Origin of the sequence: Streptomyces sp. NPDC005803, assembly GCF_040630435.1 — a bacterium.
In the GTDB taxonomy this organism is placed as follows: domain Bacteria; phylum Actinomycetota; class Actinomycetes; order Streptomycetales; family Streptomycetaceae; genus Streptomyces.
Map to the genome: position 1 here is coordinate 105684 of NZ_JBEXXO010000020.1, position 18366 is coordinate 124049.

Below are 18366 nucleotides of genomic sequence, written 5' to 3' on the forward strand. Positions count from 1 at the left end.
AGGGGTTTCCCTCGCACACCGCCCGTTCCGGTTTCCGCGCCGTCCGCGGAGGCGGATCAGCGCAGCAGGGCGTTGTCGTCGTCCGGCCGGTTGTTCTCCCCGGGGTTGGGCGGGAGTTCGGCGCTGTTCGACGGGCCGGGCTCGGTCGACGGCTCGGTGGGCGGCTCGCTGGACGCGTCCCCCGAGGGGCTGGCGGGCGGCGAACTCGCCGGCGACTCGCTGTCCGTGGGCTTCTCGGGCGGGGCCTCGGTGGACGGCTCGTCGGAGGGCGAGGCCTCCTCGGAGGGCGAGGTGGTCGGGCTGGGCGAGGTGGTGTCCGGCGGCGGGGCGACGGCCGCGCCCATGTCGGTGTCGAGGACGAACTTGCTCGGTTCGCCGACGGAGTGGCCGGTGAAGTCCGCCCATATCTCGGCCGGGAAGCCACCGCCGTTGACGCGGCCGCCGCCCCCCGCGCCCTGCAGGGTCACCTGCGCACCCTTCTGCACCTTCTTGCCCTCGTCGTCGGTACGGGGATAGGCGGCTTCGCCGAAGAGGCCGACCGACGTGACGAGGTCGGGGGTGTACCCCGTGAACCACGCCGACTTGTTGTCGTCCGAGGTGCCGGTCTTGCCCGCGATCTGCTGGTCGGCCAGTCCCTCGGCGTTACGCACCGAGCGATGGGCCGTACCGTCGTCGACCACTCCGGTGAGCACCGAGGTGACGGAGTCTGCGGCCTGGCGGCTGATCACCTGGCCGCCGAGCGCGTCGGCCATCCGCACCGGCTCGTCGCCCTGGTGCACGGCCGACTTCACGATCTGCGGAGTGACCTTCTTGCCGTGGTTGTCGAGCGTGGCGTAGATGCCGGCCATCTCCATCGGGCTCGCGCCCATGGAGCCGAGCGTCTGCGCGGGCACGGCCGGCAGGCCCTCCACGTCCATGCCGAGCTTGCCGGCGGTCTGCATCACCTTGTCCATGCCGACGTCGACGCCCATCTGCGCGAAGACGGAGTTGATGGACTTGTTCATCGCGGTCTGGACGGTGACCGAACCGTAGTTCGCGTCGTCCTCGTTCTCCGGCGCGAAGGCGATGTCGCTGCCCTCGACCGGGCGCTCGCTGGTGCCGTCGTACCGCGTGTCGGCGGTGATCTGCTGGCCGTCCTGCGTCACCGACTCCTGGTCGAGGGCCGCCGCGAGGATCACGGGCTTGAAGGTGGAGGCGGGCTGGTAGTCACGACGGGCGGCGTTGGACGTCCAGTGCTCGTTCTGGCCGCGTCCGCCGTACAGCGCGAGCACCGCACCGGTCTTCGGATCCACCGAGACGGCACCCGCCTGGATGTCCTGGTCGAGCTTGCGCTTCTTCGTGTCCAGCTTGTCGATCAGCTTCGTCTCGACCGACTTCTCCAGCCGCTGCTGCTTCTTCTTGTCGATGTTGACGGTGATCGTCCAGCCACCGAGGTCGAACTGCTCGCTGCTCATGCCCGTCTCGTCCAGCACCGCCTTGCGGGCCGCCTCGACGATGTACCCCTTCTGTCCCGCGACCCCGTTCAGCGGCTTGGGGTCCTGCGGAACCGGGAACTTCAGGCCCTGGCGCTTGCCGGCGTCCAGCCAGCCCTCCTCGGCCATGTTGTCGAGCACGTAGTTCCAGCGCTCCTGGACGAGCGCCTTCCCCTTCGGCCCGGCGACGGCCCAGTCGTACTGGCTGGGCGCCTGGAGCAGCGCGGCGAGGTACGCGCCCTGGGCCACGTCCAGGTCCTTGGCGTCCTTGCCGTAGTACGCCTGCGCCGCGGCCTGGATGCCGTACGCACCCCGGCCGTAGTAGCTGGTGTTGATGTACCCGGCGAGGATCTCCTCCTTGCTCTTCTTCTGGTCCACCTTCAGCGAGATGACCAGTTCCTTGAGCTTCCGGGTGACCGTCTGGTCCTGGTCGAGGTAGTAGTTCTTGACGTACTGCTGGGTGATGGTCGAGCCACCCTGCTTGCCCTTGCCGGAAACGGTGTTCAGCAGGCCGCGTGCGGTGCCTTTGAAGTCGACGCCCTGGTCCTGGTAGAAGGACTTGTTCTCGGCGGCGACGAAGGTCATCTGGACCTCCTTCGGCACCTGCGCGAGGTCCACGATCTCGCGGTTGACCTCGCCGGTCCTGGCCAGCAGGGTGCCGTCGGAGTACTTGTAGATGTTGCTCTGCAGCTTGGCCTGGGCGTTGCCCTCGGGCACGTCCACCAGCATGTAGAGCACGGCGAAGGCGCCCATGCCCAGCAGGCAGACGGTGAAGGCCGCGCCCAGTAGTTTCCGCCAGGTGAAGAGTCCGCGTATGCCGCCGCTCTTCTCGGCCCGCCGCGACCCGCGCCGCTGGGCTCGTCGCGCATCCGCTCGACCCATTGCTGTGTTGCTCCCGTTTCTCTGCTCGACCGGATCAGCCCGGACCTGCCAGCTAACACCGTTGGTAACGGCAAAAAGCGAGCGATCCCGCATTTTCCGGACGTGACAATCAGCACCCGTTCCCAAGGGAACCGACTCCTGAGGGGTGCGCAGGGTTGCGAGAGCAGTTAATGTGTAATCACATTGTTAGCGGAGAGCTAGCCACGCGAAACGGGGGATTCCATGACTGAACCGCTCAGCCCGCACACTCCGGCCGGACCGCCGGCCGACCTCACGCCGGACGCGCCGCAGATGCCGGAACCGCAGGTCCGCGAGACGACGGCGCACAGCATCGCCGGCGGCCTCGGCCTCCTGCTGACCGTGATCGGGGTGGTCGTCGGCGTCGGCCTCGCCATCCTCGGCGGCGTCATCGGATCGAACGGGAACAACGGCCTCGGCGTCCCGCTGTGCATCCTGGGCGTGCTGCTCGCCATCGCCTCGTTCTTCTGCATGGGCGGTGTGAAGATGGTCGCACCGGGCGAGGCGAGGGTCATCCAGCTCTTCGGCCGGTACGTGGGCACGATCCGCGCCGACGGCCTGCGCTGGATCAACCCGCTGACCTCCAGCCGCAAGATCTCCACCCGGGTCCGCAACCACGAGACCGCGGTCCTCAAGGTCAACGACGCCTACGGCAACCCGATCGAGCTCGCCGCGATCGTCGTCTGGAAGGTCGAGGACACCGCGCAGGCGCTCTTCGAGGTCGACGACTTCCTGGAGTTCGTCGCCACCCAGACCGAGGCGGCCGTGCGCCACATCGCGATCGAGTACCCGTACGACGCCCACGAGGAGGGCGGCCTCTCGCTGCGGGGCAACGCCGAGGAGATCACCGAGAAGCTGGCCGTCGAGCTCACGGCACGGGTCCAGGCGGCGGGCGTACGGATCATCGAGTCCCGCTTCAGCCACCTCGCGTACGCCCCCGAGATCGCCTCCGCGATGCTCCAGCGCCAGCAGGCGGGAGCGGTGGTCGCGGCCCGGCAGCAGATCGTGGAGGGTGCGGTCGGCATGGTCGAGATGGCCCTGACCCGGATCGCCGAGCAGGACATCGTCGAGCTCGACTCGGAGCGCAAGGCGGCCATGGTCAGCAATCTGATGGTGGTGCTGTGCGGCGACCGGGCGGCGCAGCCCGTCCTCAACACGGGCACGCTCTACCAGTGACGGACGAGACCCCTCGGCGCCCCGCGCCGCGGTCCGGGCCGCAGCAGCGCAAGCAGATGCTGCTGCGGCTGGACCCCGCCGTGCACGACGCGCTGGCGCGCTGGGCGTCGGACGAGCTGCGCAGCGCGAACGCGCAGATCGAGTTCCTGCTGCGGAGGGCGCTCGCGGAGGCGGGACGGCTGCCCGGCGGCGCGGCGCCGATCCCGCGCCGGGGGCGCCCGCCGAAGGCGCCGGACGCGGAGTGATCTCCCGGGGCGCCGCCCCGGTCCCGGCCGCCGGTCACCCGCTGCCCGTCACTCGAAGGGGTGACCACCCCCGGGCCGGTATACACACCAGGTATACACGCCGTGTACAGTCCTGGGCATGTCTATCGGCCACACCCTGCTCGGGCTCCTGGAGTCCGGCCCCCGCCACGGGTACGACCTCAAGCGGACCTTCGACGAGAAGTTCGGGCACGACCGCCCCCTGCACTACGGGCAGGTCTACTCGACGATGTCCCGCCTCCTCAAGAACGGGCTCGTCGAGGTCGACGGCGTGGAGACCGACGGCGGCCCGGAGCGCAAGCGCTACGCGATCACCGACGCCGGGATCACCGATGTCACCGCCTGGCTCGCGCAGCCCGAGAAGCCGGAACCGTACCTCCAGTCGACCCTGTACACCAAGGTCGTCCTGGCGATGCTCACCGGCCGCAACGCCGCCGACGTGCTGGACGCCCAGCGCTCCGAGCATCTGCGCCTGATGCGCATCCTCACCGACCGCAAGCGGCAGGGGGACCTGGCCGACCAGCTGATCTGCGACCACGCGCTGTTCCACCTCGAAGCCGACCTGCGCTGGCTGGAGCTCACCGCCGCGCGACTCGGCCAGCTCGCGAAGGTGGTGGCCCCGTGATCCCCGCCGGCTCCCTGCTCTCGGCCACCGATCTGCGCAAGACCTACGGATCGACCCCCGCGCTCGACGGCGCCTCGTTCTCCGTCCACCCCGGCGAGGTCGTCGCCGTGATGGGCCCCTCCGGCTCCGGCAAGTCCACCCTGCTGCACTGCCTCGCCGGGATCATCACCCCGGACTCCGGCACCATCACCTACGCCGGGCGCGAGCTCTCCGCGATGTCCGACGCCGAGCGCAGTGCGCTGCGCCGCAGCGACTTCGGCTTCGTCTTCCAGTTCGGCCAGCTCGTCCCGGAGCTGACCTGCGTGGAGAACGTCGCCCTGCCGCTGCGGCTGAACGGCACCCGCCGCAAGGCCGCCGAGCGCACCGCCCTGCAGTGGATGGAGCGCCTGGAGGTCGAGGACATCGGCGGGAAGCGCCCCGGTGAGGTCTCCGGCGGTCAGGGCCAGCGCGTCGCCGTGGCCCGCGCCCTGGCCGCCTTGCCGAAGGTGATCTTCGCGGACGAGCCGACCGGCGCCCTGGACTCCCTCAACGGCGAGCGGGTCATGCAACTGCTCACCGACTCGGCCCGCTCCTCCAACGTCGCCGTGGTCCTGGTGACCCACGAGGCCCGCGTCGCCGCCTACTCCGACCGCGACGTCACCGTCCGCGACGGCCGGGCCCGCGACCTGGAGCACGCCGCATGACGCTGCTCGACGAGAAGAGGACCCCGGCCGGCCCGGTGCCCCCGCCCGAAGCCCCCTCCCGCACCGCTCCCTGGCTGCGCGATCTCGCGCTCGGCATCCGGTTCGCCGCCGGCGGCGGCCGCGAGGGCTGGGTCCGCACCCTGCTGACCGCCGTCGGCGTGGGACTCGGTGTGGCGCTGCTGCTCACCGCGGCTTCCGTGCCGCACATGCTCGACGAACGGTCCGCCCGCGACCAGGCCCGCTCCGAGACCAAGGTCTCCGGCTCCCCCGACGCCTCGGCGAAGAAGTCGGACAGCACGGTCCTTCGGCTGGAAGCGAGCACCGATTACCACGACCGCACCATCACGGGTTTCCTCATGCGCGCGGACGGCCGCCACCCGGTCCTCCCCCCGGGCATCGAAGCCTTCCCCGCCCCCGGCGAGATGGTGGTCTCCCCCGCGCTCGGGGAACTCCTCGACGCGCCGGAGAACGCGCTGCTCAAGGAGCGGCTGCCGTACGAGGTGACCGGCACGATCTCGCAGGCGGGACTGCGCTCGCCCGGCGAGTTGTGGTTCTACGCCGGCAGCGGCACCCTGACCGGCGCGACGGGCGGCCACCGGATCGCCGGATACGGCGACCCCGGACCGGCCGATCCGATGCCACCGATGCTCATCGTGCTGACCATCATGGTCTGTGTGGTGCTGCTGGCCCCCGTGGCCATCTTCATCGCCACCGCCGTGCGCTTCGGCGGCGACCGCCGTGACCGCCGCCTCGCCGCGCTGCGCCTGGTGGGTACGGACATCCGGATGACCCGCCGGATCGCGGCCGGCGAGGCGCTCTTCGGCTCGGTGCTCGGCCTCCTCATCGGGCTGGCCCTCTTCCTGACGGGGCGCCGGTTCGTCGCCCACGTCGAGGTCTGGGACGCCAGCGCCTTCCCCTCCGACCTGGTCCCCGACGCGCGGCTGGGCGTGCTGATCGCCCTCGCCGTTCCGCTCATCGCGGTGCTCGTCACGCTCGGGGCCATGCGCTCCGTGGTCATCGAGCCGCTCGGTGTCGTACGCGACAGCCGGGGCCGCAAGCGCCGCCTCTGGTGGCGGCTGCTGTTGCCGGCCGCCGGGCTCGCGGTCTTCGGACTCACCGGCAAGGTCGAGGAGTACGGACCCGTCAACCCGTACCCGGTCGCCGGGGGCGCGGTGCTGGTCCTGGTCGGGCTGGCCCTGCTCCTGCCCTGGCTGGTCGAGGCCTGCGTCAAGCGGCTGCGCGGCGGCCCGGTCCCCTGGCAGCTGGCCACCCGCCGGCTCCAGCTGAGCAGCGGGGCGGCCTCCCGCGCGGTCAGCGGCGTCACCGTCGCCGTGGCCGGTGCGGTGGCCCTGCAGATGCTGTTCGCCGCCATGAACGACGACTTCAACAAGATCACCGGCCAGGACCCGTCCCGCGCCCAGTTCTACGCCGCCTCCGAGGTCGTCAGCGGCGACGCCGCCCTGCACACGATCAAGGAGTTCCGCGCCACCAAGGGCGTCACCCAGGTCATCGGCACGGTCGAGGCGTACGCGACGAAGCCGGGCACGTACACGGACGACGCGATCCAGCCCACCACCTCGTTCACCGTCGGGGACTGCGCGACCCTGCGCGAGCTCGCCCGGATCACCTCCTGCCGCGACGGTGACACCTTCGTGGTCCATCCCAAGGACAAGGGGCAGGCCGACTGGGTCGACGAGACCGCCCGCAAGGGCGGGGTGCTCGAGTTCGACAGCTACGGCCGGGACAAGCCACTGCACTGGACGCTGCCGGCCGGCGCCCGGACCGTCGGGAGCCGGACCGACCCGCTCGGCGAGGACCGCTGGGGCATCATGGTCACCCCCGGAGCGATCGACGCGCGGACCCTGCCGGGAGCCCAGACCGTCTCGCAGATCCGCATCGACGAACACGTGCCGGACGCCGCCGAGTACGTGCGCAACACAGCGGCGCGCATCGATCCCGGCATGCGCGTGGCCACCCTGCAGTCGGTCGAGCGCGACCGGCAGTACGCGAGCGTCCAGACGGGTCTCCAGGTCGGCGCGACCGCCACCCTGCTGCTGATCGCCGCGTCCATGCTGGTCTCCCAGCTGGAGCAGCTGCGCGAGCGCAAGCGGCTTTTGTCGGTCCTGGTCGCCTTCGGCACCCGCCGGGTCACCCTCGGCTGGTCGGTGCTGTGGCAGACCGCGGTCCCGGTGGTCATCGGGCTCACGGTGGCCGTGGCCGGCGGCCTCGCCCTCGGCGCCACCCTGTGCTGGATGGTCGGCAAGGACGTGACCGGCTGGTGGCTGTTCCTGCCGCTGGCGGGCGCGGGCGCGAGCCTCATCCTCCTGGTCACCCTGCTCTCCCTGCCGGCGCTGTGGCGCATGATGCGCCCCGAGGGGCTGCGCACCGAGTAGGGGCGGGCCCGGGCCGGCCGGTCCGGCGGCCGGCCGGGCCCCTTTCAGGTCCGCCCGGCCGTCGCCACGCGTACCGGCAACGCCGTCATCGCCCCGCGCAGCGCGGCCGCGAACTCCTCGAACTCCTCGTGCCGGGCCGCCCCGGCCCGCATCCCCAGCGCCACCCGCCGCGAGGGGGCCGGGTCGGCGAAGTACCCGGTGGTCAAGGCGTCGTTGCGGGCGGTCTCCACCGTCACCGCGGTCCGCGGCAGCAGCGTCACCCCGAGCCCGCCGGCCACCAGCTGCACCAGCGTGGAGAGCCCGGCCGCGGTCGTGGTGACCGGCGCGCCCGCCGTACGCCCCGCCTCGCGGCAGATGTCGAGGGCCTGGTCGCGCAGGCAGTGCCCCTCGTCGAGCAGCAGCAGCGGCAGCTCCCGCAGCGCCTCGCGCGGGATGTCCTGCCGCCCGCCGAGCCAGTGGTCGCGTTCCATGACCAGCACGAAGTCCTCGTCGAAGAGCGGGAGTTCGCTCACCCCGGGCACTCCGAGCGGCACGGCGAGCAGCAGCAGGTCCAGCCGCCCCGCGGCCAGCCCCTCCAGCAGCGAGGAGGTCTGCTCCTCGTGCACCTGGAGGTCGAGGTCCGGATAGCGCTCGTGGACCAGCCGCAGCACGGTCGGCAGCAGATACGGGGCGACGGTCGGGATCACGCCGAGCCGCAGCACTCCGGTGAACGGCGCCCGGGCCGCCTCGGCCTCCTCCATCAGCTCACCGACGCACGACAGCACGGCCCTCGCCCGCACAGCGAGGCGCTCCCCCGCGGGCGAGAGCAGCACCTTGCGCGTCGTACGCTCGATGAGCTGGACACCCAGTGCCTCCTCCAGCGCGGACACCGCCCCGGAGAGCGCGGGCTGACTCATCCCGATTGCGGCCGCCGCGTCCCGGAAGTGCAGATACTCCGCCACGGCGGCGAAGGCGCGCAGCTGCGAGAGGCTGGGCTGTTTGGGGCGGATGCCCTGATTGCTCTGGGCCACTGATAGGCACCTCCGATCATCACGACCGAGTGTAGCTATTTCCGCGATCAATGCACTCTGTGCCAAGGTGGAGCTCGTCCAACCCGCAGGAACGCCCCCAAAAAGGGAATTCCTCACACTGCAAGGAGAGCGCGTGCTCACTGTCGGTGACAAGTTCCCCGAGTTCGACCTGACCGCTTGCGTGTCGCTGGAGAGCGGCAAGGAGTTCGAGCAGATCAACCACAAGACCTACGAGGGTCAGTGGAAGATCGTCTTCGCGTGGCCGAAGGACTTCACCTTCGTGTGCCCCACGGAGATCGCCGCGTTCGGCAAGCTGAACGACGAGTTCGCCGACCGTGACGCGCAGATCCTCGGCTTCTCCGGTGACTCCGAGTTCGTGCACCACGCCTGGCGCAAGGACCACCCGGACCTGACCGACCTGCCCTTCCCGATGCTCGCCGACTCGAAGCACGAGCTCATGCGCGACCTCGGCATCGAGGGCGAGGACGGCTTCGCGCAGCGCGCCGTCTTCATCGTCGACCAGAACAACGAGATCCAGTTCACGATGGTGACCGCCGGTTCCGTGGGCCGTAACCCCAAGGAGGTCCTGCGGGTCCTCGACGCCCTGCAGACCGACGAGCTGTGCCCCTGCAACTGGACCAAGGGCGAGAACACCCTGGACCCGGTCGCGCTCCTCTCGGGCGAGTGAGCTGATACGGACATGGCACTCGACGAACTGAAGGCCGCCGTTCCGGACTTCGCCAAGGACCTGAAGCTGAACCTGGGCTCGGTCATCGGCAACAGCGAACTCCCGCAGCAGCAGCTCTGGGGCACCGTCCTCGCCTGCGCGATCGCCTCGCGCTCGCCGAAGGTGCTGCGCGAGCTGGAGCCGGAGGCGAAGGCCAACCTCTCCGCGGAGGCGTACACCGCCGCGAAGTCGGCCGCCGCCATCATGGCGATGAACAACGTGTTCTACCGGACCCGGCACCTGCTGTCGGACCCCGAGTACGGCACGCTCCGCGCGGGCCTGCGGATGAACGTGATCGGCAAGCCGGGCGTGGAGAAGGTCGACTTCGAGCTGTGGTCGCTCGCCGTCTCCGCGATCAACGGCTGCGGCCAGTGCCTGGACTCCCACGAGCAGGTGCTGCGCAAGGCCGGCGTGGACCGTGAGACCATTCAGGAAGCCGTCAAGATCGCCTCGGTGATCCAGGCGGTCGGCGTGACCCTCGAAGCCGAGGCGGTCCTCGCCGAGTAGCACCGCAGTATCCTGATACGAGAAGGGCCCCGAGGACGACCGACCGTCCGAGGGGCCCTTCTTCTGTGCGCTGCGCCGTCCGGCGTCTTACTCAGGCCTGCTTCAGGGCCTCGGCGGCAGGCTCCTCGTCGCTGCCGTCGTCGGTCTCCTCCGGCGGCGAGCCGGGCGCCGGGGTCGGCGCCGCGTCCAGTGAGGTCGAGCCGTGCGGCGGCGGCGAGTGGCGGCGGGACTGCTCCTGCCCGTACGTCCGCAGATAGCCGACCACCGTGTTGGTCACCGCGACCAGCGGCACGGCGACGACCGCGCCCCCGATGCCGGCGATCATGCCCCCCGCGGCGACGGAGAGCACCACGGCCAGCGGATGCACGCGCACCGCGCGGCCCAGGATGAACGGCTGCAGGATGTGGCCTTCGATCTGCTGCACCGCGAGGACCACGATCAGCACCATCAGTGCCGTGAACACTCCCTGCGTGACGAGGGCGACGACCACCGCCAGCGCCCCCGAGACCACGGCTCCGACGAGCGGGATGAAGGCGAACAGGAAGATGAAGACGGCCAGGGGCACGGCCATCGGCACATCGAGGAAGAAGATTCCGAGGCCGATGAAGATCGCGTCGATCAGGGCGACTATCACCGTGCCCCGCACATAGGCGGTCAGCGTCCGCCAGGCGCGGGGCCCGGCGCCCGCGACACCCGGCCGGGCCTGGGCGGGCACGAGCTTGAGCACCCAGTGCCAGATGCGCTTGCCGTCGTAGAGCAGGAAGAGCGTGGAGAACATCGCCAGCAGCATCCCGGTGAGGAGCTCCACCATCACGGTGACGCCCTGCAGTCCGGCGGAGGTGATCGCCTCCGTGTTGGTGCCGACGGTGTCGCTGAGGTTCTTCGCTATGTCGTTGATCTGTTTGTCGGTCACATGGAACGGGCTGTCCAGCAGCCAGTTCTTCAGGTCGTCGATCCCCGTCCGCACCTTGTCGGAGAGGGTGTCGATGTTGTCCATGACCTGCCAGACCACGAACCAGCCGACCAGACCCATGATGACGAAGCCCAGGATCGCCGTGACCGCGGTGGCCAGTCCCCGCGGCAGCCCGTGACGTCTCAGCCGGGCGACGGTCGGCTGGAGCATCGCGGTGACGAGCAGGGCGGCGACGAACGCCAGCACCACCAACTGCACGGCGCTGATGACCCGCATGAGCACCCAGAGGGTCCCGGCGAGCACCAGCAGCCGCCAGCCCGCCTCGGCCGCGACCCGCATCCCCCAGGGGATCGCCGCGACCGGATCGGGGCGTGCGGAGATGTCGGGGGCGTACGCGGGCGGCGGCGGCACATGGTCCGCCGGGGCCGCGCTCCCGTCGGTCCCGGCCCCCCGCGCGGGCGCGGCGGCCGTCACCGACCGCCCCTCGTGCGCGACGTCGTCCTCGGCCGCCGCTTCGGCCCGCCGTTCGTCCAGGCGCTCTCCCAGCCTGGTCAGTTCAGCACCCAGTTGTCCGAGCCACCCCGGCAGTTTCGACATAACGGTTCCTCTACCCCCGTCCGCTCTCCCCACCGCTCCCCCCGGGAACGGTTCCGCCCGACCGTACACGCGCGACGCCCCTCACCGTAGGACGGTGAGGGGCGTCGCGAGGTTGAGACCTGAGTCCCGGTAAGTCCTAGTACCAGTGGTTGGCCTGCCAGAAGGACCAGGCGGCGCACGGGCTGCCGTAGCGGCCGCTGTTCATGTAGTTCAGGCCCCACTTGATCTGCGTGGCCGGGTTGGTCATCCAGTCGGCTCCGGCCGAGGCCATCTTCGAGCCGGGGAGCGCCTGGACGAGACCGTACGCGCCGGAGGACGGGTTGCTCGCCCGGTAGTTCCAGCTCGACTCGACGTTCACGATGTTGCTGAAGCACTGGAACTGGTCGGCGGGCACCATCTGACGCGCGATCGCCTGGACCTCGGCAACGGTGTACGAGCCCTGGGTGGCGAAGGCGGAGGCGCTGCGGACCTCGGAGCGGCTGGCACGCTCGGCAGCGTCCTTCTTGTCCTGGCGCTCCTTCTCCAGCTTGTCCTCGGCCGCCGCCTTCTTGGACTTGGCGTCCTTGGCGGCCTGCACACGAGCTGATTCCTCGGCGGACTTCTTCGCCGCCGCGTCGGCCGCGGACGCCTGGGCGTCGGCCTGCTGCGTCAGCGACGCGGTCTGCACCTGGGCCTGCTGGCCCGCGGGGATGTCTGCGAGCAGCGTGGTGTCGGCTGCGGTCGCCTCGAAGTTGTTGTCATCAGCGGCGGGAGTGCTGCCTGCTGCAACGCCTACGACGGCGCCAACGGTGGTTACGGCTGTGGCAGATGCCACGGCGAACCCCCGGACCGAGATCCGGCTCACACGGTGTCCTTCCAGCATCGCCCGCTTAGGTGACCTCGCGGGCGCAATCGTGCCCCTGACACTGGCCTCCCTACTGCTTGGGTCACGGGAGGCACGGGCCCGGTGGGCGACTCCCCGGGGGGAGCGCCGCGTGGTGCTCGCGGGCGGCATACGGGCGGCTGTTGAGTTGTGTGGTGCGTGGCGCCTCTGGAGGTGCCTGTGTGCCGTATGCGGGGCCTGACGGAAGCAAGACTCTGCCGGACCGGGACACCGGGAAGCAATTCTCCGTTGCGTGGGAAAGCTCACACACCGTTTGGAGCACCGGAATCGCGGAAACGGTGCCGCAACACGATGCCGCCCGGCTAAGCTCCTTGGCTCGCCGGGCGGCACCAACTCTCCCAAGCCGTATCAGATCTGGCCTTCCTCCAGCATTTCGGTCACCAGTGCGGCGATGCGGGAACGCTCCGAACGCGTGAGCGTCACATGCGCGAAGAGGGGGTGCCCCTTGAGCTTCTCGACCACGGCGACGACTCCGTCGTACCGGCCGACCCGGAGGTTGTCCCGCTGGGCCACGTCGTGCGTGAGCACCACCCGGGAGTTGGCCCCGATGCGGGACAACACCGTCAGCAGGACGTTCCGTTCGAGCGACTGGGCCTCGTCGACGATCACGAAGGCGTCATGGAGGGAGCGTCCCCTGATGTGGGTGAGCGGCAGGACCTCCAGCATGCCGCGCCCCAGCACCTCCTCGATCACCTCACGGCCGGAGACCGCCGAGAGCGTGTCGAAGACGGCCTGGGCCCAGGGGCTCATCTTCTCGGCCTCGCTGCCGGGGAGATAGCCGAGCTCCTGCCCGCCGACCGCGTACAGCGGGCGGAAGACCATCACCTTCTTGTGCTGCCCGCGCTCCAGGACCGCTTCGAGGCCCGCGCAGAGCGCCAGTGCCGACTTCCCGGTACCGGCCCGGCCGCCCAGCGACACGATGCCGACGTCCTGGTCCAGGAGCAGGTCCAGTGCGATGCGCTGCTCGGCGCTGCGGCCGTGGATGCCGAAGGCCTCCCGGTCACCGCGCACGAGCCGGACGTCGCCCTCGGCCGTCACCCGGCCGAGCGCCTTGCCCCGGTCGGACTGGAGGACCAGGCCCGTGTGCACGGGCAGCCCGGCGGCCTCGGGGACGTAGAGCGTCTCCTCGGTGAAGAGCAGGTCCACCTGTTCGGCGGAGAGGGGCAGCTCGGACATCCCGGTCCAGCCGGAGTCGGTGATGGCGAGTTCCGCCCGGTACTCCTCCGCGAGGAGACCGACCGACGAGGCCTTGATGCGCAGCGGCAGGTCCTTGGAGACGACCGTGACGTCGTACCCCTCGGCCTGGAGATTGCGTGCGACCGCGAGAATCCGTGAGTCGTTGTCCCCCAACCGGTAGCCGGCGGGAAGGACGCCGGGATCGGAGTGGTTGAGTTCGACGCGCAGCGTCCCGCCCAGATCCCCGAGGGGGATCGGGGCATCCAGCCGGCCGTACCGGACCCGGAAGTCGTCCAGCAGGCGCAGGGCCTGCCGGGCGAAGTACCCGAGTTCGGGGTGGTGCCGTTTGGCCTCCAGTTCCGTGACCACGACGATCGGGAGCACGACTTCGTGCTCGTCGAAGCGGGCCATGGCGTTCGGATCGGCCAGCAGGACGCTGGTGTCGAGAACATAGGTGCGCCTGTCGGGCATGCGGCGCTTTGTGCTGGTCACCACGGAAGGACGTACCCCCTCGGACGAGGTTGGGGTGCGACGGCGTCGCGGAGCATCCCAATGGGAGAGGACGGACCGGGCTCCGGCCGCCTTGCGCGGGCCGAGCGCCGGCCCTCCGCGTCGGCCGCACTGTATGTACGGTCCTTCGTGTGCAAAGGGCCTCCCGGGCGAGCGGACTCCATGCCGCTCACTTGGACACGACGTCCGCCTGGTTGGTGACCGGACGTCGACCTGTCAGGGGTATGCCCTCGAACGCGCCAAGCCATGCCGCCCGGGACGGGCGGGGTGAGCGGGGAGTGGTGGTCCGTGGCTCCGCGTAGGGGCACGCCACCCGGCCGGGCCCGTCCCCGCGCGCCGGGACGGGCCGTGACTTGCGGGGACCAGCCCCTCAGCCGCCGTAGCGGCGGTGGCGGGCGGCGTAGTCGCGCAGGGCCCGCAGGAAGTCCACGCGGCGGAACGCCGGCCAGAAGACCTCGCAGAAGTAGTACTCGGAGTGCGCGCTCTGCCAGAGCATGAAGCCCGACAGCCGCTGCTCACCGCTGGTGCGGATCACGAGGTCGGGGTCCGGCTGTCCCCGGGTGTAGAGGTGCTCGGAGATCAGGTCGGTGGAGACGATCTCCGCCAGGTCCTCGAAGGAGGTGCCCTTCTCGGCGTGGTCGAGCAGCAGGGAGCGGACCGCGTCGGCGATCTCCTGGCGCCCGCCGTACCCGACGGCGACGTTGACCAGTATTCCGTCGACCCCCACGGTGGCCTGTTCGGCCTCCTTGAGGACCGTCTGGGTGTGCGAGGGCAGCAGGTCGAGCGTGCCGACGTGGTGGACGCGCCAGCGGCCGTCCGCGACCAGGTCGCGCACGGTGTTCTCGATGATGCCGAGGAGCGGGATGAGCTCCGACTCGGGCCGGTCGAAGTTGTCCGTGGAGAGCATCCAGAGCGTGACGACCTCGACGTCCGTCTCGCTGCACCAGCCGAGAAGCTCCTTGATCTTGTCCGCCCCGGCCTGGTGCCCCTGCGCGGCGGTGCCGCCGGACGCCTTCGCCCAGCGCCGGTTTCCGTCGAGGATGACGCCGATGTGCTTGGGCACCTGGGCGTGATCGAGGCGGGCCTCCACCCGGCGTGCGTAGAGCCCGTACACCAGGTCGCGCAAGTTCACTGAGTCCACCTCTCGGTTCCGTGCGGGCACGCCCGCCCCTATGCCCGGGGTACGGGGTCGTCCACCTGGGGATCGCCGCACCGGAAGGGGGCGATCGCCCCGCCGTGCCGTGGCAGTCCCGAAGCCGCCACATTACTGCGCAGGCGGCGCACCGGCCCAACCCGGCCTGTCACAAGTCCGTGATAAGGAGGGAAACGTGACTGATTCTTCTTCCCCCTACCAGGCCGCCGCCTCGCGGTACGACTCGATGGAGTACCGCCGCAGCGGCCGCAGCGGCCTCAAGCTCCCGGCCGTCTCGCTCGGCCTCTGGCACAACTTCGGCGACGACCGCACGCTCGGCTCCCAGCGGGCCATCCTGCGCCGCGCCTTCGACCTCGGCGTGACCCACTTCGACCTGGCCAACAACTACGGCCCGCCGCCCGGCTCCGCCGAGCTCAACTTCGGGAAGATCTTCGCGCAGGACTTCACCCCGTACCGCGACGAGCTGATCATCTCCACGAAGGCGGGGTACGACATGCACCCCGGCCCGTACGGGGAGTGGGGCTCGCGCAAGTACCTGCTGTCCTCGCTCGACGCCTCGCTGAAGCGGATGGGGCTCGACTACGTCGACGTCTTCTACTCGCACCGCTTCGACCCGGACACTCCGCTGGAGGAGACGATGGGGGCGCTGGCCTCCGCCGTGCGCCAGGGCAAGGCGCTGTACGTGGGGGTGTCCTCGTACACCTCCGAGCAGACCGCCGAGGCGGCCCGGCTGCTCAGGGAGATGGGGGTGCCGGCCCTGATCCACCAGCCGTCCTACTCCATGATCAACCGCTGGACCGAGGACGACGGGCTGCTGGACACCCTGGAGACGGCCGGCATGGGCTGCATCTCCTTCGTGCCCCTCGCCCAGGGGCTGCTGACCGGCAAGTACCTGCAGGGCATCCCGGAGGGTTCGCGCGCCACGCAGGGCAAGTCCCTCGATCCGCGGCTGCTCTCGGACGAGGTGGTCCGCCGGCTGAACGGGCTGAACGACATCGCCCGCCGCCGCGGCCAGTCGCTCGCCCAGCTGGCCCTCACCTGGGTGCTCCGTGACCCCCGCATGACGTCGGCCCTGATCGGCGCGTCGAGCGTGGGCCAGCTGGAGGAGAACGTCGCGGCACTGGCCGGCCCGGCGCTGTCCGCCGGGGAACTGAAGGAGATCGACGCCTTCGCCGTGGACACCGCGGGCGCCAACATCTGGGCCGGACGGGGCTGAGAAGACCGCCGGGGGTCACGTCCGCGCCTGCGGTACGGACCCGGCGGTACCGGGGCACAAAAAAACGGGCCGGTCCGTGGGGGGGGTTACGGACCGGCCCGAGGGGGGGTTTCCACCATAACCCTTCGTAAGTGATGCTGGGTGCCACGCCACCGAATAATTACTCTCCGAATGTGCGGAACTCCCCTACGGGCACGGAATCCGGTGCTCCGCACGGCCTGGAGCTGCACGAACGTCCGGTGGCGCCCCCTTGACGCCGAAGACGCCCGCAGGACGTACACAGGATGTGCACATTCCGCCGGCCGCGCCCCCGTTCCGCCGCTCCGTCAGTGGCCGCCCTGCGGCTTCACGCAGCCCGTGCCCTCCATGTAGCGGCCGTGCGCCTCGGCGGTGACGCGCCCGCCGGCCGTGCCGTCCAGCGAGCCGTCCACACAGATCGTGCCGAGCGCCAGGACGAACGTGACGCCGTGCGGGGGGAGGGCGCGGGTGGTGATGGTCTCCGGGGCGTACCCCAGAGCGGTCAGCGCGGCGCGGATCCTCGTCGCGTCGGACTTCCGCCCGTCCGCGATGCCGGCCAGCCCCGTGCGCACCCTCGCCACCTCCGTGTCGCCCTTGGCCCGGTCGGCGGGGGACAGGTCGAGGGTGGACTGGAAGGCGTGGTTCTCGGCGTAGTGCGGGTTGGTGTCGCCGGGGCCCTCCTCGCCGTACGGCGTGGGGCCTGCCGGCGAGGGGCGGCCGGCGGCGGGCGGGCTGTCGGAGACCCGCTCCGTACCGCACCCGGCGAGAACCGGGACCGCGACGAGCAGGGCCGCTCCGGCAAGGATCCGGGCGGTGCGTCTCACAGAGGTCATGGAGGTGAGTATGGGACAGGAGCTGACCTGATGGGTCGGTAGTTTCCGCATCATGACGACACGCAGCGCAACCGTGACCTGGGCCGGCGCGAACAGCCGCCGGATGGAGCGCCAGGGGCTGACGGACCCGCTCAACGCCGCCCCCGCCGCCGTGGTCAGGTCGATGCCGGCCGCGCACGCGCAGGTCATGTCCGCCGCCGAACTCTCCGTGGGGCTGCGGAGCCGGGAGCTGACCCGCGCCGACGTACGCACGGCCCTGTGGGAAGACCGGACCCTCGTCAGGACGTTCGGGCCGCGCGGCACCGTCCACCTGGTGCCGGCGGACGAACTGCCGCTGTGGACCGGTGCGCTGTCGGCCCTGCCGGTGGGCCGCAGCGTCCACCCGGACAGCGTGCGGATGACTCCGGAGCAGACCGAGGAGGTGCTCGCCGCCATCGGTGACGCGCTGACCGGCGCGGAGCTGACCGTCGACGAGCTCACGGACGCGGTCGTCAGCCGCGCCGGCGCCTGGGCCGGCGAGCCCGTGATGCCCGCCTTCCAGACCCTGTGGCCCCGGTGGCGGCAGGTGACCCATCTGGCGTCCCACCGCGGACTGCTCTGCTTCGGCCGGGACCGCGGCCGGAAGGTCACCTACACCCGCCCGGACGTCACCCCGCTCGACGGACCGCCGGCGCTCGCCGCGCTCGCCCGCCGCTACCTGTACGCGTACGGCCCCGCCACCCCGCGGGACTTCGCCACCTGGCTCGCCGCTCCGGCCCGTTGGGCGTCCGGCCTGTTCGCCGGACTGGCTGAGGAAGGGGACATCGAGGAGGTGGTGTACGAGGACGGCGGCCCGGCCTGGGTGGTGGCGGGGGACGCCGCCTTCCCCTCGCAGCCGGTGCGCGGGGTCCGGCTGCTGCCCTACTTCGACGCGTTCGTCATCGCGTCCCGGCCCCGCGAGACGCTGTTCCCCGGTGCGGCCCGCACCCGGGCGCTCGCGGGCGGCCAGGCGGGGAACTTCCCGGTGCTGCTGGTCGACGGCACCGTCGCCGGGGTGTGGCACCAGCGCCGCTCGGGCCGGCGGATCGCGGTGACGGTGGAACCGCTCTCCCCCCTGACGGCCGGACAACTCCGGGAGCTGGAGCAGCGGGTGGCGCGGGCGGGCGAGGTGATGGAGGGGAATCCGGAGCTGACGGTGGGGAAGGTGACGGTCGGCGGGCACGCGTAGGAGGGGTGCCGCACGCACTCCAAGGCCCTGGCCACGGTGGAGGGGCGCCGCACTCCAAGGGCCCGATTACGGTCGAGGGGTGCCACCACGGGCCCGGCCGCGGC

16 protein-coding genes are annotated in these 18366 nt (G+C 70.9%); 9 read left to right on the forward strand and 7 right to left on the reverse strand.

The genetic code is table 11. The features are described from left to right. Positions 1-56 precede the first annotated feature (56 nt). Positions 57-2354, reverse strand: coding sequence for a transglycosylase domain-containing protein (locus ABZ454_RS26570; protein ID WP_359541505.1), 2298 nt, complete (start codon positions 2352-2354; stop codon positions 57-59). Between the two features lie 222 nt (positions 2355-2576). Between ABZ454_RS26570 and ABZ454_RS26575 the strand changes: the two genes are divergently transcribed. The 5 genes from ABZ454_RS26575 (at position 2577) to ABZ454_RS26595 (ending at position 7512) form a co-directional block, all read left to right on the forward strand. Then, the gene (locus ABZ454_RS26575) at positions 2577-3548 is read left to right on the forward strand and encodes an SPFH domain-containing protein (RefSeq protein WP_359541507.1); all 972 of its coding nucleotides are present in this window, start codon (positions 2577-2579) and stop codon (positions 3546-3548) included. Continuing rightward, positions 3545-3793 carry a hypothetical protein gene (locus ABZ454_RS26580; RefSeq protein WP_359541511.1) on the forward strand — a complete coding sequence of 83 codons (249 nt, stop codon included), beginning with the start codon at positions 3545-3547 and terminating at the stop codon, positions 3791-3793. The genes ABZ454_RS26575 and ABZ454_RS26580 overlap by 4 nt, the downstream gene beginning before the upstream one ends. Before the next feature lie 118 nt (positions 3794-3911). Further along, positions 3912-4436 (forward strand): PadR family transcriptional regulator, encoded by a 525-nt coding sequence (locus ABZ454_RS26585; RefSeq protein WP_359541513.1) that lies wholly within the window; start codon positions 3912-3914, stop codon positions 4434-4436. Next, positions 4433-5119: an ABC transporter ATP-binding protein gene (locus ABZ454_RS26590; protein ID WP_359541516.1), complete on the forward strand. Its 687-nt coding sequence runs from the start codon at positions 4433-4435 to the stop codon at positions 5117-5119. The genes ABZ454_RS26585 and ABZ454_RS26590 overlap by 4 nt, the downstream gene beginning before the upstream one ends. Beyond that, complete coding sequence (locus ABZ454_RS26595; protein ID WP_359541518.1) at positions 5116-7512, forward strand: FtsX-like permease family protein; 2397 nt, start codon at positions 5116-5118, stop codon at positions 7510-7512. Before ABZ454_RS26590 ends, ABZ454_RS26595 begins: the two co-directional genes overlap by 4 nt. 44 nt (positions 7513-7556) lie before the next feature. On the opposite strand, the gene ABZ454_RS26600 is transcribed toward ABZ454_RS26595, so the two are convergent. After that, entirely contained in the window at positions 7557-8522 is a 966-nt protein-coding gene (locus ABZ454_RS26600; RefSeq protein WP_356324713.1) for a hydrogen peroxide-inducible genes activator, read from the reverse strand. A 133-nt stretch (positions 8523-8655) separates the two neighbouring features. On the opposite strand from ABZ454_RS26600, the gene ABZ454_RS26605 reads away from it, so the two are divergent. Together ABZ454_RS26605 and ABZ454_RS26610 are read left to right on the forward strand one after the other, a co-directional pair. Beyond that, positions 8656-9210 (forward strand): peroxiredoxin, encoded by a 555-nt coding sequence (locus ABZ454_RS26605; protein ID WP_018100933.1) that lies wholly within the window; start codon positions 8656-8658, stop codon positions 9208-9210. Positions 9211-9222: 12 nt separating this feature from the next. Then, positions 9223-9756, forward strand: coding sequence for an alkyl hydroperoxide reductase (locus ABZ454_RS26610; RefSeq protein ID WP_123461342.1), 534 nt, complete (start codon positions 9223-9225; stop codon positions 9754-9756). A 91-nt stretch (positions 9757-9847) separates the two neighbouring features. Here ABZ454_RS26610 and ABZ454_RS26615 read toward each other — a convergent pair whose 3' ends face one another. The 4 genes from ABZ454_RS26615 to ABZ454_RS26630 form a co-directional block, all read right to left on the reverse strand. Continuing rightward, positions 9848-11266 carry an AI-2E family transporter gene (locus ABZ454_RS26615; RefSeq protein ID WP_359541520.1) on the reverse strand — a complete coding sequence of 473 codons (1419 nt, stop codon included), beginning with the start codon at positions 11264-11266 and terminating at the stop codon, positions 9848-9850. Between the two features lie 136 nt (positions 11267-11402). Next, positions 11403-12110 carry a transglycosylase SLT domain-containing protein gene (locus ABZ454_RS26620; protein WP_359541522.1) on the reverse strand — a complete coding sequence of 236 codons (708 nt, stop codon included), beginning with the start codon at positions 12108-12110 and terminating at the stop codon, positions 11403-11405. Between the two features lie 387 nt (positions 12111-12497). After that, entirely contained in the window at positions 12498-13820 is a 1323-nt protein-coding gene (locus tag ABZ454_RS26625; RefSeq protein WP_356324707.1) for a PhoH family protein, read from the reverse strand. A 385-nt stretch (positions 13821-14205) separates the two neighbouring features. Further along, positions 14206-14967: an isoprenyl transferase gene (locus tag ABZ454_RS26630; RefSeq protein ID WP_356324705.1), complete on the reverse strand. Its 762-nt coding sequence runs from the start codon at positions 14965-14967 to the stop codon at positions 14206-14208. A gap of 196 nt (positions 14968-15163) precedes the next feature. Here ABZ454_RS26630 and mgrA point away from each other — a divergent pair, with 196 nt between their 5' ends. Next, the gene (gene mgrA / locus ABZ454_RS26635; protein WP_356324702.1) at positions 15164-16204 is read left to right on the forward strand and encodes an L-glyceraldehyde 3-phosphate reductase; all 1041 of its coding nucleotides are present in this window, start codon (positions 15164-15166) and stop codon (positions 16202-16204) included. A gap of 326 nt (positions 16205-16530) precedes the next feature. Here mgrA and ABZ454_RS26640 read toward each other — a convergent pair whose 3' ends face one another. Next, a complete protein-coding gene (locus ABZ454_RS26640) occupies positions 16531-17055 on the reverse strand; it encodes a hypothetical protein (protein WP_359541525.1) in 525 nt (174 codons plus the stop codon). 52 nt (positions 17056-17107) lie between these two features. Here ABZ454_RS26640 and ABZ454_RS26645 point away from each other — a divergent pair, with 52 nt between their 5' ends. Then, positions 17108-18262, forward strand: a complete 1155-nt coding sequence (locus ABZ454_RS26645; protein ID WP_359541527.1) for a winged helix DNA-binding domain-containing protein — start codon at positions 17108-17110, stop codon at positions 18260-18262. Positions 18263-18366 lie beyond the last annotated feature (104 nt).

Coding starts and splice junctions, on each gene's coding strand:
- ABZ454_RS26570 (WP_359541505.1), bottom strand. CDS start 2,354: ATGGGTCGAGCGGATGCGCGACGAGCCCAGCGGCGCGGGTCGCGGCGG.
- ABZ454_RS26575 (WP_359541507.1), top strand. CDS start 2,577: ATGACTGAACCGCTCAGCCCGCACACTCCGGCCGGACCGCCGGCCGAC.
- ABZ454_RS26585 (WP_359541513.1), top strand. CDS start 3,912: ATGTCTATCGGCCACACCCTGCTCGGGCTCCTGGAGTCCGGCCCCCGC.
- ABZ454_RS26595 (WP_359541518.1), top strand. CDS start 5,116: ATGACGCTGCTCGACGAGAAGAGGACCCCGGCCGGCCCGGTGCCCCCG.
- ABZ454_RS26610 (WP_123461342.1), top strand. CDS start 9,223: ATGGCACTCGACGAACTGAAGGCCGCCGTTCCGGACTTCGCCAAGGAC.
- ABZ454_RS26615 (WP_359541520.1), bottom strand. CDS start 11,266: ATGTCGAAACTGCCGGGGTGGCTCGGACAACTGGGTGCTGAACTGACC.
- ABZ454_RS26640 (WP_359541525.1), bottom strand. CDS start 17,055: ATGACCTCTGTGAGACGCACCGCCCGGATCCTTGCCGGAGCGGCCCTG.
- ABZ454_RS26645 (WP_359541527.1), top strand. CDS start 17,108: ATGACGACACGCAGCGCAACCGTGACCTGGGCCGGCGCGAACAGCCGC.